General features: G+C 39.4%; 21 protein-coding genes. 7 read left to right on the forward strand and 14 right to left on the reverse strand.

Going from position 1 to position 15,318, the window contains the following annotated elements:
• Position 1: 1 nt before the first annotated feature.
• A complete protein-coding gene (gene bfr, locus GZH31_RS17360) occupies positions 2 to 466 on the forward strand; it encodes a bacterioferritin (RefSeq protein ID WP_036972843.1) in 465 nt (154 codons plus the stop codon).
• Positions 467 to 939: 473 nt separating this feature from the next.
• Positions 940 to 1,365, forward strand: coding sequence for an AraC family transcriptional regulator (locus GZH31_RS17365; protein WP_036972845.1), 426 nt, complete (start codon positions 940 to 942; stop codon positions 1,363 to 1,365).
• A gap of 42 nt (positions 1,366 to 1,407) precedes the next feature.
• On the opposite strand, the gene GZH31_RS17370 is transcribed toward GZH31_RS17365, so the two are convergent.
• Together GZH31_RS17370 and GZH31_RS17375 are read right to left on the reverse strand one after the other, a co-directional pair.
• Complete coding sequence (locus GZH31_RS17370; RefSeq protein ID WP_036972846.1) at positions 1,408 to 1,884, reverse strand: mechanosensitive ion channel family protein; 477 nt, start codon at positions 1,882 to 1,884, stop codon at positions 1,408 to 1,410.
• Between the two features lie 62 nt (positions 1,885 to 1,946).
• A complete protein-coding gene (locus tag GZH31_RS17375; protein WP_036972849.1) occupies positions 1,947 to 2,402 on the reverse strand; it encodes a hypothetical protein in 456 nt (151 codons plus the stop codon).
• Between the two features lie 185 nt (positions 2,403 to 2,587).
• Between GZH31_RS17375 and GZH31_RS20060 the strand changes: the two genes are divergently transcribed.
• Positions 2,588 to 2,728 (forward strand): hypothetical protein, encoded by a 141-nt coding sequence (locus tag GZH31_RS20060; RefSeq protein ID WP_257473719.1) that lies wholly within the window; start codon positions 2,588 to 2,590, stop codon positions 2,726 to 2,728.
• 74 nt (positions 2,729 to 2,802) lie between these two features.
• Positions 2,803 to 3,018 carry a hypothetical protein gene (locus GZH31_RS20065; RefSeq protein ID WP_257473720.1) on the forward strand — a complete coding sequence of 72 codons (216 nt, stop codon included), beginning with the start codon at positions 2,803 to 2,805 and terminating at the stop codon, positions 3,016 to 3,018.
• Positions 3,019 to 4,257: 1,239 nt separating this feature from the next.
• Here GZH31_RS20065 and GZH31_RS17385 read toward each other — a convergent pair.
• Positions 4,258 to 4,668 carry a GFA family protein gene (locus GZH31_RS17385; RefSeq protein ID WP_074989107.1) on the reverse strand — a complete coding sequence of 137 codons (411 nt, stop codon included), beginning with the start codon at positions 4,666 to 4,668 and terminating at the stop codon, positions 4,258 to 4,260.
• 388 nt (positions 4,669 to 5,056) lie between these two features.
• Here GZH31_RS17385 and GZH31_RS17390 point away from each other — a divergent pair, with 388 nt between their 5' ends.
• Together GZH31_RS17390 and GZH31_RS17395 are read left to right on the forward strand one after the other, a co-directional pair.
• Positions 5,057 to 5,428 (forward strand): hypothetical protein, encoded by a 372-nt coding sequence (locus GZH31_RS17390; protein WP_074989106.1) that lies wholly within the window; start codon positions 5,057 to 5,059, stop codon positions 5,426 to 5,428.
• Between the two features lie 57 nt (positions 5,429 to 5,485).
• On the forward strand, positions 5,486 to 5,860 hold the full coding sequence (locus GZH31_RS17395; RefSeq protein WP_118844929.1) for a hypothetical protein: 375 nt from the start codon (positions 5,486 to 5,488) through the stop codon (positions 5,858 to 5,860).
• A 484-nt stretch (positions 5,861 to 6,344) separates the two neighbouring features.
• Here the strand turns inward: GZH31_RS17395 and GZH31_RS17400 are convergent.
• The 3 genes from GZH31_RS17400 to hutH all read right to left on the reverse strand — a co-directional run bounded on the left by GZH31_RS17400 (position 6,345) and on the right by hutH (position 11,188).
• Positions 6,345 to 7,585 (reverse strand): IS3 family transposase gene (locus GZH31_RS17400; protein WP_374027183.1). Its coding sequence is split into 2 segments (ribosomal slippage): positions 6,345 to 7,228 and positions 7,228 to 7,585, totalling 1,242 coding nucleotides; the frame shifts between segments, so codons are not numbered across the junction.
• Positions 7,586 to 7,682: 97 nt separating this feature from the next.
• A complete protein-coding gene (locus GZH31_RS17405; protein WP_118844928.1) occupies positions 7,683 to 9,683 on the reverse strand; it encodes a urocanate hydratase in 2,001 nt (666 codons plus the stop codon).
• Between the two features lie 11 nt (positions 9,684 to 9,694).
• Positions 9,695 to 11,188: a histidine ammonia-lyase gene (gene hutH, locus GZH31_RS17410; RefSeq protein WP_065979097.1), complete on the reverse strand. Its 1,494-nt coding sequence runs from the start codon at positions 11,186 to 11,188 to the stop codon at positions 9,695 to 9,697.
• Positions 11,189 to 11,307: 119 nt separating this feature from the next.
• Here hutH and GZH31_RS17415 point away from each other — a divergent pair, with 119 nt between their 5' ends.
• On the forward strand, positions 11,308 to 12,204 hold the full coding sequence (locus GZH31_RS17415; protein ID WP_065979096.1) for a LysR family transcriptional regulator: 897 nt from the start codon (positions 11,308 to 11,310) through the stop codon (positions 12,202 to 12,204).
• 8 nt (positions 12,205 to 12,212) lie between these two features.
• Here the strand turns inward: GZH31_RS17415 and GZH31_RS17420 are convergent, their stop codons facing one another.
• The 8 genes from GZH31_RS17420 to GZH31_RS17455 all read right to left on the reverse strand — a co-directional run bounded on the left by GZH31_RS17420 (position 12,213) and on the right by GZH31_RS17455 (position 15,308).
• Positions 12,213 to 12,599 (reverse strand): DoxX-like family protein, encoded by a 387-nt coding sequence (locus GZH31_RS17420; RefSeq protein ID WP_118844927.1) that lies wholly within the window; start codon positions 12,597 to 12,599, stop codon positions 12,213 to 12,215.
• A 51-nt stretch (positions 12,600 to 12,650) separates the two neighbouring features.
• A complete protein-coding gene (locus GZH31_RS17425) occupies positions 12,651 to 13,067 on the reverse strand; it encodes a DUF805 domain-containing protein (protein WP_220469631.1) in 417 nt (138 codons plus the stop codon).
• A 178-nt stretch (positions 13,068 to 13,245) separates the two neighbouring features.
• Complete coding sequence (locus GZH31_RS17430; protein ID WP_118844925.1) at positions 13,246 to 13,548, reverse strand: hypothetical protein; 303 nt, start codon at positions 13,546 to 13,548, stop codon at positions 13,246 to 13,248.
• Between the two features lie 58 nt (positions 13,549 to 13,606).
• Positions 13,607 to 14,134 carry a DUF4240 domain-containing protein gene (locus GZH31_RS17435; RefSeq protein ID WP_065979094.1) on the reverse strand — a complete coding sequence of 176 codons (528 nt, stop codon included), beginning with the start codon at positions 14,132 to 14,134 and terminating at the stop codon, positions 13,607 to 13,609.
• The gene (locus GZH31_RS17440; protein ID WP_036971837.1) at positions 14,131 to 14,325 is read right to left on the reverse strand and encodes a YwbE family protein; all 195 of its coding nucleotides are present in this window, start codon (positions 14,323 to 14,325) and stop codon (positions 14,131 to 14,133) included. The genes GZH31_RS17435 and GZH31_RS17440 overlap by 4 nt, the downstream gene beginning before the upstream one ends.
• A gap of 59 nt (positions 14,326 to 14,384) precedes the next feature.
• Positions 14,385 to 14,834 (reverse strand): hypothetical protein, encoded by a 450-nt coding sequence (locus GZH31_RS17445; RefSeq protein ID WP_065979093.1) that lies wholly within the window; start codon positions 14,832 to 14,834, stop codon positions 14,385 to 14,387.
• A gap of 2 nt (positions 14,835 to 14,836) precedes the next feature.
• Positions 14,837 to 15,109: a hypothetical protein gene (locus GZH31_RS17450; RefSeq protein WP_036971841.1), complete on the reverse strand. Its 273-nt coding sequence runs from the start codon at positions 15,107 to 15,109 to the stop codon at positions 14,837 to 14,839.
• A complete protein-coding gene (locus GZH31_RS17455; protein WP_118844924.1) occupies positions 15,102 to 15,308 on the reverse strand; it encodes a hypothetical protein in 207 nt (68 codons plus the stop codon). The genes GZH31_RS17450 and GZH31_RS17455 overlap by 8 nt, the downstream gene beginning before the upstream one ends.
• Positions 15,309 to 15,318 lie beyond the last annotated feature (10 nt).

Here is a 15,318-nt window from a genome sequence, read left to right on the forward strand (position 1 = left end):
TATGAAAGGCGATAAAAGCGTTATTGCTGCACTAAACAAAGTACTAGCAAATGAGTTAGTGGGTATTAATCAATATTTTTTACATGCGCGTATGTTTAAAGATTTTGGCTTTTCAAAATTAGACAAAGCTGACTATAAAGTGTCTATCCAAAAAATGAAAAACGCCGACCGTTTAATTGAGCGTATTTTGTTTTTAGAAGGATTACCAAATCTACAAGACCTTGGTCGTCTGCGTATTGGTGAAAACTCTGAAGAAATGATTGAAGCAAACATGAGCTTCGAGCTTGATTCACTCCCTGATCTTAAAGCTGCAATTAAACTTGCTGAAGAGAAAAAAGATTACATCAGCCGTGAAGCGCTTGATCACATCTTAAATGAGCAAGAAGAGCAAATTGACTGGCTTGAAACACAGCAACAGTTAATCAAAACCGCAGGGCTTGAGAATTACCTGCAATCTCAAATGTAATTTGCAACTATCAAAAAGCAGCCTCGGCTGCTTTTTTCTGCTTAAGTCCCCCCTAACCTAACTAAATCGTTGCATATATTTAAAGCAATCCTATCAGAAAATTCTGATATCGCTGGGTTTGTCGCAATTTAAAGCTGCTTAACAGTGAACTTGATAATGATTTTTATTAACATTAGCTTGTATCCAATAAAGACACTGAGCTTTAGACGTAAAATATCAATTTACTTAATTAAGCGAGCGAGTTTGTAACATAACATATTGCTTATAAACGCAATGATTATGTTGTTTAGCGTTCACAGCGATTGCGATTAACTTGCTCTACTTCTTGTATTTATTTAATCGTGGATAAGACATATTTAACACGGTGATCATCAGATTTACTCCCTCAAGATGAGCAAGTATGTCGGCACATTGGTATTGCACACCACTTTAAAGGATACATTCACCCTTCGAATAATTAGCTAGGTTTAATAATGAATGATTTAACTAAGCGAGCAGTCATTTCTTCTTGTGAATATTTTAAAGAATGTATAGATCAAACAATCGACACAGGTATTAAAGCAGGTAATAAAATGAGTATGAATTGGCTGTCTGAGGCGCTTAATTACCCTAACAGGAAAAAGTTAGAACGGGATTTCAAACGATATCTCAACACCACTTATAGCGATTACATTGCCAAGAAAAGACTGACTCTGGCTTGCAACATGCTTTGTGAGGAAAAAGTGTCTATTAAAGCGGTTGCGCTATCCTGCGGATTTAGTAATTCTGCGACATTCTGTAATGCCTTTAAACGCCAGTTTGGCTTAGCCCCCTCGGTATACAGAGTTGATAGATACAAACAGCGGGTTAAACAAGGATGTGATTGTTCAAAAGAAAAGCGACTTAACAGCGCCGCTTAGAAACTTAGGATATATTACGCACCAAGTAACGGGTGCGTTTATTTATGAAGCGTCTTTTTGCTCAATGATAGATACTTTATTGCTTAAAATTAATGAGTTAGGAATTAAATGAATCGCCCCTTCACCTTTAATAGTTATATAACGAAGATTTAAATCGACTACGATGCCTTTTGAATTACTCACTTCGATATAATTGCCAAGTTTTACCGGCTTATAAAGGACAATCATCACACCAGCAACCAAATTAGAAATTGCGTCTTTTAGCGCAAAACCAAGTGCAAAACCTGTTAAACCAAGCCCAGCAACCAATGCAGCCACATCGAAGCCTAACTTAGAAAGAGCCAGTACGATGCCAACAAAAAGTAAAATAGCGCGCTGCGAGTTCGAAATCAGTCGGAAGGTTTCAAGTGCTGTTGAGTCAAAACGACGTTGAAACTGCTTTATCGCACGGTCAATAATCAAACTAGCGATAAAACAAACAGCCAACACAAAAAATGCCTGAATGAATTGATTAGTCATTGAGTAAATTAGCTCCAGCCAAAAAGCCTATAATAGGCTTAAATAACCTACCAGAAAACATATTATTGCTTTTCAAATACACAACTAACCGAAGGCTGGCTGAGTGTATAGGTTATTTTATCGTTATCCTCGAAGCGCAAATCTTCAACGGTCGTCCCTTCGTCACTTTCATCATTACAGCGACTGTAGCGATTAGTTCTTACTATGCCATTAACGAAATACTTGAGTTTCGATGTGACGATGCAAAAATCAGGAATTTTCTTCGTTTGTGTACCGTTATGTAAATCACTAAAGTCTATTAGGCTTCCTAAAGTGAAGCCTTGTGTGGGCTGTTTAACCAAAGTAAACGGTGCACTTTTGCATACTTCATCACTGCCAGATACAAGAGCATAGTCCCCCTGCTTCGCTTTTATCAATGACAAAAACTGTGTTTTATTACTGGGTTTAACATCGAGTAACGCACTTGCTAAAAGTGAATTTGAGAACAGGAACAACACTAAACAATAGTAATATCTCATTGAAAATCCATAAGCTTATGCACACTAAACAAGCATAGCATGCTGTGTAAGGTTGGTGAAAATATAACTGTATTGCTTCATACGAATTAAAATCAAAAATAGCTCTACTTTATAGATGAACCAGAGGCACTTTAAATAAATATGTGCTATATCTTTGAGTGATAATAATTTTTGGAGGGATTCTAATGAAACTAATCAAGTTACTTTCTATTGCGTTATTCTTCGGTTTATTTAGCTTGCAGAGCGTTGCTGGCGACGATGATTGGAAATCAATTGCTGAAAAAAGGTCAGCTTTAAAAGTGAAACCGACACTGTTAATCCTTTAACTAAAAGCCGATATAGTCATATAAAAGTCAAATGCACGCATGGCACCGTTAACCTTAAAAGTATTAAGGTGATCATGAATGACGGCGAAGAAAAAGTGTTCGACAATTTAGGTGTTCTCAGTAAAGGCATGTCGTCACGAAGCTTAAGTCTGCCTGATAAAAACGACGCTAAGCTTGATAAAATAGAGCTTAATTACGAATCAGTTGGCAGTGCCGCACTAAGCATGGCGGGTGTAACAGATAAAGCACAAGTTGAAATTCTAGCGAAAAAGGCAAATAAAGAAGATTAGTGCAACTTGCGAGACAACCATGTTCGAACGAGTACATGTAAGCTTTCATGTAGGAACGGCTTCAGCCGTGAACTTTAAAAATTCGGCGTTAAAACGCCTCCTACATCGAAAGTGTTCTGCTGTGTAGTTCACCACTTATAGCGGCCTACATACTTATAGCAGCCTGCATAGTGTCGCACTCTATTCTCATAAATCGCGCTAAAGCCCGAGCTACACCTTCAGCTACGTAGGAACGGCTTCAGCCGTGAACCTTAAAAATTCGGCGTTAAAACGCCGTCTACATCGAAAGTGTTCTGCTGTGTAGGTCGCCGCCACTTATAGCAGCCTACATACTTATAGCGGCCTACATAGTGTCGCACTCCATTCTCATAAACCGCGCTAAAGACCGAGCTACACACTCAACTACGTAGGAACGGCTTCAGCCGTGAACTTTAAATGTTCGGCGTTAAAACGCCTCCTACATCGAAAGTGTTCTGCTTTGTAGGTCACCACTTATAGCGGCCTGCATACTTATAGCAGCCTACATAGTGTCGCACTCTAGTCTCATAAATCGCGCTAAGCCCGGACTACACACTCAACTCCGTAGGAACGGCTTAAGCCGTGAACCTTAAAAATTCGGCGTTAAAACGCCTCCTACATCGAGAGTGTTCTGCTGTGTAGGTCACCATTTATAGCAGCCTACATACTTATAGCGGCCTACATAGTGTCGCACTCTATTCTCATAAATCGCGCTAAAGCCCGAGCTACACGCCAACTGCGTAGGAACGGCTTCAGCCGTGAATCTTAAAAATTCGGCGTTAAAACGCCTCCTACATCGAAAGTGTTCTGCTGTGTAGTTCACCACTTATAGCGGCCTACATACTTATAGCAGCCTGCATAGTGTCGCACTCTATTCTCATAAATCGCGCTAAAGCCCGAGCTACACCCTCAGCTACGTAGGAACGGCTTCAGCCGTGAACCTTAAAAATTCGGCGTTAAAACGCCTCCTACATCGAGAGTGTTCTGCTGTGTAGGTCACCATTTATAGCAGCCTACATACTTATAGCGGCCTACATAGTGTCGCACTCTATTCTCATAAACCACGATAAAGCCCGGCCTATACGCCAACTGCGTAGGAACGGCTTCAGCCGTGAACTTTAAATGTTCGGCGTTAAGACGCTGCCTACAAGCTATTTCCTTTAAGCTCGCTAACTTTACTATTTACCTGTAAGTATGCTTTTGTATATTTATCAAATGAGCTTAATCTCGACCAAAGCCAATCAGCTTTTTACCATTTAACCCATTTTTATGCCATTCGGTTTGCTCTTCGCAGAATATTTGTGCGTCGAGCTCTTTGCTTGGTTCTTCGTTTAAGCTACCAGCGGGCACCAAAAGATAGCTGCTGTCTTGTGATTCAAATGGCAGTGCAGAGCCACAGGTTTTACAAAATGCACGTGACAATGCACGATTTGGGTAGTTAAAACGTGTAATATTATGCTCACCTTTCAGCCATTCGATGGCATCGGGTGAGGTAAATAAATTTGCAGCATGTGCAGTGCCAGATAATTTACGGCATTGCTCGCAATGGCAAAAGAAAAAACGCTTAAAATTGTCAGTTACCTGAAAACTCACTTCACCGCAGCAACAGCCACCCGTTAATATTTTACTCATAGTCACCTCCTTTTTGATTCAGCATAACCCGAGATAAAGAGTTCAACAATGCGCCTAAATGGTAATAACAAGTAAAACGAATTATGCCTGAATGTACTAGGCTGGTAGATTCAACACTCTTCATGTTATATTTAGTAATAGGAACCCACCTTAATTTCACTAACCCCCACCATAAAATGCATTTTAATTAATAACTTATGAATAAGTTAAAATTTATAAGTCTGAATAATAAAGGGGAACTTAATTAATTTTAGATAAAACATAAAAATTCATATGTACCCGTTTATCAATTAAAACAATTGACAAAAAAATAAAAAAGCCACACGTTATCGTTATAAAGCAATTTATAAAAAATCGCCATCAAACTATAAGACACGAGGAAAATGCGATGATATTAGCAGCAGGTTATCTGGCTATTTTTCTCGGCCTAATACATTCTTTTTTAGGTGAGATTCTTATTTTCCAAAAACTAAGAGATAACGAACTAATCCCAAGTCATGGTGGTGACTTACTAAAAGCGCGACAGGTTAGAATTTTATGGGCCTCATGGCATCTGGTTTCTATTTTTGGGTTTGGGATGGCAAGTATTTTAATATGGCTTTCATTGTCAACCTCAAATTCATCTATCACAGAGGTTTTAATTAATATTGTTTCTATTACCATGCTGTGTGGCGCTGTATTAGTGCTAATTGGTACTAAAGGAAAACATCCCGGCTGGATAGTCCTTACCATAATTGGTATTTTACCTTGGTTTGCCTAATAGATTTTATAAAGTGGAACTATTAAAAACTACATAACAATAAAAATGGAGAAGAATATGCAAGCTTATTTTTTATGGCAAGCAACTATTTTGAGCGTAATCACGTTTTATGTTCATACATTTATTGGTGGACCAAGAGTTGCCGCTCCATTATTAGCTGATAAAGCCCTACCTGTAGCATCAAAATGGCTAAATTATTACTGTTGGCATATTACGACACTGTATACACTTATTATGAGTGGAGCTTATGCATATGTAGCACTTTTTCCAGGCAAAATTGAGCTAATCGTATTTCTTTGTGTCTTAAATTTCTCTTTTTCTATATTGAGCTTTCTCGTTGCTCTCAAAGCAAAAATTAATCCTTTTCGGTTTCCCTCAACATCACTTTTTTTCTTGGTTGCATTATCAGGTTTAACAAGCTTATTAATTTAGCAACCTTTAATCACCCACCCTATATTACTAATATAAAATCTAATGAAATAATAAATTATGAGTAAAAAAAGAGTAAACTCAATCAATAACATACCTATCAAAATTAGAATGGGCATTATTTTCGCTCTTGGAGTAGTGTTAATAACTTACCACTTAACAAAAATTTCAAGCTTATATTTTTTAAATCCTCCGATAGATTATTCATTACTTACTCACTTTCAATCTTTGGTGCGAGTAGTTATTGTTATCTCCTTGTTTTTAGTTATTTTAAAGAAGAAATACGCCTTGTTCAGTATGTGGGTTAGTATACTCATTTTAGTTATTACCCAATACATTACATACTTTTCAAACTCGCCCACTGACGTTTCTGTATTTTCATATTTAAAAGGCTTTATTTTTCCATCAATAATTACGCTTCTGTTTCCATACAAGAAAGATACAACACGTTCAGTTTAATGTCTCGTCCTAAAATACGTTGACGGTTTTAATTGAAGGCCAGTAGCTTTTGCTCCTGGTCTTTTTTATGCACTTGGTTTGGGGTTTCCATGCCTAAACTCAAATGCGGCCTCATTTCATTGTATATTACTATTGATTCTTCGACGAGTTCACGTAGCTCTTTCAGATTTTGGCATTTATAGAGTAAGAATTCTTGCTTCAATATGCCATTAATGCGCTCCGCCAATGCATTTTGATAGCAATCATAGCCATCGGTCATCGATGGAGTAATGCCATTTTCATTAAGCTTTACTTGATATACCCGTGAGCAATACTGTAACCCTCTATCTGAATGGTGAATCGTACTGCATTGATACTGACGATTAGCGATGGTCATATCTAATGCCTTAACCACATCTGTCGCCTTCATTTCATCACTGAGTTCATATCCCATAATTTTGCGACTATACGCATCAGTTACCAGCGATAGATAGTGAACACCTTGCGTTGATTGAACGTAGGTTATATCACTTACAAATACCTCTTCTGGCCTCGATGGTTGTCTATCTTTAAGCAAGTTAGGATGCTTTTTCATCCAATGTTTACTAAACGTCGTTTTTGTATAACTACGCTTAGGTTTAACCAATAAATGTTCACTTTTTAAGTAACTAAAAAAAGCATCTCGACCTAAACTTATACCTTGCTCTATGAGTTTGGGTTTCAGTAGAAAATATAATTTCCTTCCACCTAAACGCGGCATAAAGCGTCGTATTTCCAATACCATCGCTTTAACTGGTGCAAGTTCAATAGCACGCAATTTAGCTCTGCTCTCTCGTTGATATATTGCTTGTCTCGTTATCCCAAGCAGCTTGCAAGCACGTTCTAAGCTAACTATTTTTTGCTTTTGAAGGCTTCTTGCTCCTTGGCAATATACTTTTTTCTAAGGTTTGTCCCATGCTCAGCGTCAAGAATATTAACCACTTCATTGAGTAACAGGTTACGTAAGTGCTCATCTTCGAGCTCTCGTTCGAGACGCTTGATTTTTTGTGCGGGGCTTTCTTTGGCTTTAGGTGATTTAGGCATAGTCATCTTAGGTGATTGAGTCCAATCCATCTTACCGTGTTTTCTCAACCAAGTAAGCACAGTTGAGCGACCTTGTATGCCATAAATTTTTTGGGCTTGTTTATAAGTCATATCGCCTTTTTCTACAGCGTCGACAACTTGTAATTTAAAGCCTAATGAATAATCTCGTTGTGTTCGTTTGATCGGTGTATTATTTGACTTGGTCATAATAAGTCCTAAATGTGTAAACACATTTCAGGACGAGACATAAAAATAAAAAAGGCCATGTTACGTGTGCAACATGGCCTTTTTGAATTGACACAACTTAAAAATCTAAGTTCGATAAAATCTCGTCATCAACGTTATTCGATAACGTCACCTTCAGTTTTGGTGTACGTGCCATTTCACGCTTAATCGCAAAGTTGGCTTCTTCGTTACGCGCCCAACTACGACGTGCAATACCGTTATTTACATCAAACAGTAACATTGATTTTAAACGACGTTCAGCGGCTTCAGAGCCATCTAGTAGCATACCAAAGCCACCGTTGATCACTTCACCCCAACCTACACCGCCACCATTATGGATTGATACCCATGTTGCACCACGGAAACCATCACCAATCACGTTATGAATGGCCATGTCGGCTGTGAAACGGCTACCATCATAAATGTTTGATGTTTCACGGAAAGGCGAGTCAGTACCACTTACGTCATGGTGGTCGCGGCCAAGAACTACAGGGCCAATTTCTCCACGATTAATTGCATCGTTAAAGGCTTTGGCAATATCTGCGCGGCCTTGTGCATCCGCATACAAGATACGTGCTTGCGAGCCGACAACAAGTTTGTTTTGCTTCGCGTCTTTAATCCAAGTGATGTTGTCTTGCATTTGCTGCTGAATTTCTTCTGGTGACTCAGCCATGATTTTTTCAAGGACTTGTGCAGCAATGGCATCAGTTTTATCTAAATCTTCTGGCTTACCAGAGGTACATACCCAACGGAATGGACCAAAACCATAGTCAAAACACATTGGACCAAGGATATCTTGTACATACGATGGGTATTTAAAATCAATACCATTTTCAGCCATCACATCGCCACCAGCACGAGATGCCTCAAGCAAGAATGCATTACCGTAATCGAAGAAATATGTGCCTTTTGCTGTGTGTTTATTTATAGCATCAGCATGGCGTTTAAGCGTCGCTTGTACTTTTTCTTTGAATACGTCTGGTTCTTCACGAATTAAACGGTTTGATTCTTCGTAGCTGATATCTACTGGGTAATAACCGCCTGACCACGGGTTATGCAGTGATGTTTGGTCTGACCCTAGGTGAACAAAAATATCTTCAGCTAAAAAGCTTTCCCATACATCAACGATATTACCAATGAACGCAATTGAAACTACTTCTTCGTTTTGTTGCGCGCTGCGTACGCGTTCAATAAGTTCTGGCATGTTATCGATTAGCTCATCAACCCAACCTTGTTGGTGACGTTTTGTAGCCGCTTTCGGGTTCACCTCTGCACACACTGTAATACAGTTTGCAATATTACCCGCTTTTGGCTGCGCACCACTCATGCCGCCTAAGCCAGCAGTTAAGAAAATTTTACCTTTTGGTGATTCGCCTTTTTCAAGTACTTTACGGAACGCATTCATCACCGTAATAGTTGTACCGTGAACAATACCTTGCGGGCCAATGTACATGAATGAACCCGCGGTCATTTGACCATATTGCGTTACACCCAGTGCATTGAATTTTTCCCAATCATCAGGTTTTGAATAGTTCGGGATCATCATACCGTTAGTAACCACAACACGCGGTGCTTCAACCGAAGACGGGAATAACCCCATCGGATGACCTGAGTACATGTGAAGCGTTTGGTCTTCTTCCATCTCGCTTAAGTACTTCATGGTTAATAAGTACTGAGCCCAGTTTTGGAATACCGCACCGTTACCACCATAAGTGATCAGCTCTTCTGGATGCTGTGCAACCGCAGGATCGAGGTTGTTGTCGATCATAAGCATAATCGCGGCAGCTTGTTCACATTTTGCTGGGTAATCGCTAATTGAACGTGCTTTAAGTTCATAATTAGGCTTAAAGCGATACATGTAAATGCGACCAAATTGCTTTAGCTCTTGTGCAAATTCAGCGGCGAGCTCTTGGTGCCACTCTTTCGGGAAATAACGCAATGCATTACGAATAGCCAATTGCTTTTCGTCTGCTGATAAAATGTCTTTACGTTTTGGAGCGCGGTTAGCATCGCTTGGATAAGCTTTAGGCTCAGGTAAAACGCGTGGGATCCCTTGTTTAATTTGTTCTTGGAAAGTCATTATCTGCTCCCTTAGTTTACTTTAAACGCTTGCGATTTAACCAGTGTAACCATGGCATCAATATCCGGCTTAAGTAAACGATCTTCTTCTAACTTAGCCACTTTGTTACGAATAATTGCAACGTTTTCTTCTATGATATCTGAGCACTTATTAGGGCGTCTAAATTCGATAGCTTGTGCTGCATACATCAGCTCAATTGCAAAAATTTTATCAAGGTTACCTAAAATCTGGTTTAGTTTACGACCCGAGATACTGCCCATTGATACGTGGTCTTCTTGGCCCATTGATGTTGGTACACTGTCTGCCGATGGTGGGAAACACAGTGATTTGTTTTCTGTTACCAATGCTGCTGTCACGTATTGTGGGATCATCATGCCTGAGTTCAAACCACCAGATGAGGTTAATAAGCGCGGTAAACCGTGTAAACCCTCAAGTAATAAATAACAACGACGGTCAGCAATATTACCAAGCTCAGCCGCCGCAATTGAAGCGTAATCTAATACCATAGCAAGGGGTTGACCGTGGAAACCGCCACCCGAAATAGCCTCTTCTTCGCTGATAACTATTGGGTTATCAGTTACTGAGTTCATTTCTGTTTCAGCAAGTTCTTTTAAGTGGTTGTAGGCGTTTCGCGAAGCACCATGCACTTGTGGAATACAACGCAATGAATATGGGTCTTGAACACGGTCACAATTAGTGTGTGACGCCATGTTTTCAGAGCCTTCGAAAAAGCGACGCATACGCGCTGCCACTTCAACATTGCCTTTAAAGGCACGAATTGCATGAAGCTCTTCACGAAACGGTGATTGGCTACCCTGCATACCTTCGATACTCATCGCCCCTGCAATATCGGCAAGGTCTAGTAAGTAACCCATTTTTGTCAGTGCCGTGATCGCATGCGATAAAATAAATTGTGTGCCATTGATAAGCGCTAAGCCTTCTTTAGCATGTAACTCCATTGGCTCTAAACCATGCTCTTTGAGTACTTCTGCAGCCGGCTTAATATCACCATCAATCCAAAACTCACCTTCGCCTAATAAGGGTAAAAATAAGTGTGATAACGGAGCTAAATCGCCTGATGCGCCTACTGAGCCTTGTTCTGGCACAACCGGGATAATATCAAGCTCAATAAACTTAAGCATGCGCTCTACAACCGCTAAACGAATACCTGAATAACCTTGGCTTAGTGCGTGCACTTTAGTGATAAGCATTAGCTTTGAAATAGGTTTAGCAATGGGCTCACCCACGCCGACAGCATGAGTGATTAATAAGTTCTTTTGTAACAGATTAGTTTCTTCTGGAGATATCTGCGTATCACATAACGGGCCAAAACCTGTGTTAATGCCATAAATGGCTTTATCAGAGGCAGCCATTTTATCTACGTTTTGGCGGCTTTTATTAATTTTATCAATCGCTTCTTGGCAAAGCTCTGCCTGTAACGTACCCGCTGCAATAGCATTAACGCTGTCTAACGTTAACTGGTCAATACCGTACTTAAATGTCATTTATAACTCCTAAAGAACAGGATTAGTTTTATTTAATGCAATGCTAACTTGCTCTAGATGTTTTACAAATGCATAATTATCGTTATTCATTCCAGATTTATCGAACTATAAGAATCGCCATGCAAGTTCATGATGTAGACCTGCGCTTATTGCGCGTTTTTGTAGCAATTGTAGAGTGTGGGGGGCTGTCGGCGGCTGAGTCGCGATTAAATATTGGCCGCTCAACTATCAGTGCTCATTTATCAGATTTAGAAGTTAGGCTTGGCATTAAATTATGTAAGCGTGGCCGCAGTGGGTTTGAAATTACCGATGCTGGCGCCATTACTTATCAAGCTTCAATTGAACTTTTACAACAATGTGAAGCATTCGCCAATACAGTCGCCAGTTCTAAAAATGAGTTATCGGGGCGTTTAAGCATCGCCATGATAGATACCATGGTGAGTGACCCACGCTGTGTGATCCCCCGCGTTATAGCCACACTAAAAAGAAAGAGTAACAATATTCAGTTTGATATTAATGTATGTGAAGCCCGAGAAGTTGAAACGTCGGTGGCTAATGGCCGTTCACTCGTTGGCATTGGCGTGAGCCGCCATCATATTCGCGGTTTACACTACACTCCCCTGCATAACGAAACCAACTTTTTATATTGTGCGAAAGGCCACCCGTTATTTGATTGCGAAGACGGGCACATTAATAAACTAATAAAAGAAGCTGAAGTAATCACCAGTAACTATATGCGCGATAAAGAAAGCCGTAACGACGGTTTGAATTATCAAAACAGTGCGGTAGCGTATCACGATGAAGGCATTGCCCACTTGATTCTATCGGGTGAGTTTATTGGTTATTTACCCGATCACTATGCGCAGTTTTGGGTAGATAAAGGTATGTTTAAGGCTATTCAACCAGCCAAGTACCATTATGATATTCCGGTGGTGTTGATCACCTCAAAAACAAACGCTAATTCGCCACTTGCAAACGCCATGATTGAAGAAATAAAACACTGTTATACAGCTTAATAACAATATTACTGACGTTGAGTACCTTTAAGCTCATTTATTAATACAACACTAAACGCGATAATTGCGAGGTTTGTGGTTACCGGATTAAAGGCTTCAATTAAAAGCGAGGGCTGTAAAATGGCAACAAATAACATTAAGCCAATTAGCGTCAATATGTTTAATACATTGATTAAAATAGAGCGATAGAAAATAAAAAAAAGCACAGCAAAGATGATTTCACCAACACCTGCTGCACGTGTAATCAAATTTGAAATTTCAGGATTAAAACCAAAACTGCCTGTCATCTGCTGCTCAAGAGGCGAAATATGCACAAGTTTTGGAAACAACCCATGGTAAAACCAACTAAAGCTGATAATAAAGCGGGCAATTTGAAGTGTCGTTAAATGGCTCATCGTGAAGGCTGAATTATGTGTGCTCTAGCCATTAGAGCACACTGCAAAGACTTATAAAACAGTTGGCTTACCAAAACGGTTTTCTGTTTCATCACCAGCTAAAAAGCCATTCTCAATGAGTGCCCAAATTGGTCCAATCAACGGAATAAAACCAATTAAGACCCACCAACCTGACTTATTACGGTCATGCCAACGTTTTACTTGAATCGCTAGTGAAACCCACATTAGGGGAATGTACATAATGAACGAAATAACCATTACGGCCGATTCACTAGCACCAGAAAGTAGTGCAGCAATAAACATAATCACAAACGTAGCAGCCACTACTCCTAAGAACGCATACCAATACGTTTTACGCGGAATTCGACCACTAAAAGAGAATAAAATTTCTTTTATGCTTAACGTTGTTGATTCTGTAGAGGTTGAAACAAGGTTCGATTCTGGGGCTTGATAAACATTTTCTGACACTGTCATTTCCTTTGAATTGTGTTTTAGCAAACTAACACGACGGTTACCCTGCTGATTTATAATCATTAACTAAGCGAGACTCAGCGCGAATAACATAACATAAATTTAGGTTATTTAGGTACTAAAAAATTACAACTAGCTATTCGCTCTTAGCTTTTACCGCAGGCACGGTATTTAATTAACGTTTCGAAAATGGGTCTAAAACTAACTCTGCCTTAAAATATGCCACAGCATCTTCAACATCGATAAATGTTTTTTGCTGAAACTTTAAGCCTCTTTCAAAGTAAAAAACCTCAAAGTGGGTTTTAGCATCGTAAATACAATATCCTTCAAACTTTGGCAAAGTACCAATAGCGTACGCACCGGTGCTAACTCGTTTCTCAACTAAATACTTTTTCAGCTCAATAAACTCTTGTCGCACAGTAACAATCTCTTTATTACGAATACTTAATAACTTATTGAAGCGTTGGAGTAAAAGCAAGTGACCTTTGAAACATTAAAATAAGAAGTATTAAAAAGCACCTGAACGGTGCTTTATATTAATTTGGTTGTTGCCAGTATTTGGCGTATAGATTTGGGTAGGTTTGTTTTAAAAACTTAGCTTTATCTTTAAAGCGCTTGCCTTTTGGCTGTTCAAGCCCCGACGGAATAAACGGCAGTTCATCATCATTTCGCTCTTCGTACAGCATACCTGCGATAAGATCATACTCATCTAAATAAGGGTAAGGTTGCTCATTTAAATGATAAACCGGTGTACAGTCAGCGATTGAATCCGGGTTTTCAAGGGCATTTATAAATACCTGCTCGCCACGTGAAATCAGCCAACATAAAAACTCTGAAAATCCGTAATCGTCGTTACAACCTGCCATTACAAAGGCAGCACCGAACAAATCCCACGTGTAGGCTTTACGCATGCGAAGACTAAACTGCTTATCAAATTCCATCAGCTGTTCATCAGATAAGTCAGTTAGCTTTGCTTTTAATGCATTACATACAGACTCAGGCTCCGCGGTTTTATCTTCTGCGGTAACTAACTGCCAAAACTCAGCTTCTGTTAACACACTCATGATAAAATCTCTTTTACACGACCTACTTGACCATCGTCTAACTGCACTTTTATGCCGTGTGGATGGTTAGGTGATTTTGTCAAAATACGTGACACCACACCTTGGGTTAACTGACCTGTTCGTTGATCTTGCTTTAATACAATATTCACTTCACAACCAATAGAAATTTGTGAACGCGTAGGCACTGCCATAGCAAAGTCTCTTTCATTAATTTTTGCCGATTATAGCTATTTGTGGCGCAGTTACCAAACTAAACCCGTGTGATTGACGTGTTTTTAAGCGCTTGATGGGGAATGATATCGTTAAGTCTTTCGATTATAGCGTCTGATTTTCCTTTAATTTGAAAATCATAGCCTTGACCATTTCTATCCAGAATGACCGCTAAGTAATTATCGGCGACTTTAAACTCAGTAATTCGGTTTAATTCAAGCAACTGCTCTTTCGAGCTGTAATAAAACTGCGTTACTTTAAGGTGAGTATTTGTTGCAATTAGCGTGTTACTCAGTGCGGTTTTTGCAGCAAATTTATCTGTTGAGCGAACGGCTTGCAGAGCAAAAAAAACGGCAGCAACAAAAGCGCTAAATGATGGAAACGGCAACGCGTCGTCAGACAGTATGCCATAAACACCCACGCCTAAAAACAACACAGACAGTGCTGAATTCAAAGATAACATGTGCTTCGCCGTTAAATTCAAAAACATATTTATTCCTTTAAAAATGAAATTGCCTTCGCGTTTATAGTTATATCTATCGTATTAAGTTCATCAATAATTAAGTTTACTATCAGTTGCTTTTGATTTTCGTTAATTGGCAACGTATTGAAAAAACACTTTATTTTAAGTGATTGAGGCAGTTTTTTTAAGTCAGCGGTATGAGTTAGCCATAAAAACTCACTGACTGTCTCTTTAGCTTGCTCACACGCGTGAGTTAACGCAACACGAATGGCTTTATCAAGGCGTTTTTCGGTTTTAGTCATTTTCAACTTGTTGTTTTTTAAATTCTTCGTAACTGTCTTCTTGGCGTTTTACACACTCGTGATACTCTTTATCTGCTAAGTAATTGCATTCATTTAAACGGGCCGATTGAATTTCGTGATACCGTGCATCAGAGCTACATGCACTCAGCATAACGAGTAAGGCTGCTAAAGCCACAAACTTTAAAGCGTTAAAAAACATTAAATTTCCT

Origin of the sequence: Pseudoalteromonas sp. JSTW, assembly GCF_013423925.1 — a bacterium.
In the GTDB taxonomy this organism is placed as follows: domain Bacteria; phylum Pseudomonadota; class Gammaproteobacteria; order Enterobacterales; family Alteromonadaceae; genus Pseudoalteromonas; species Pseudoalteromonas lipolytica.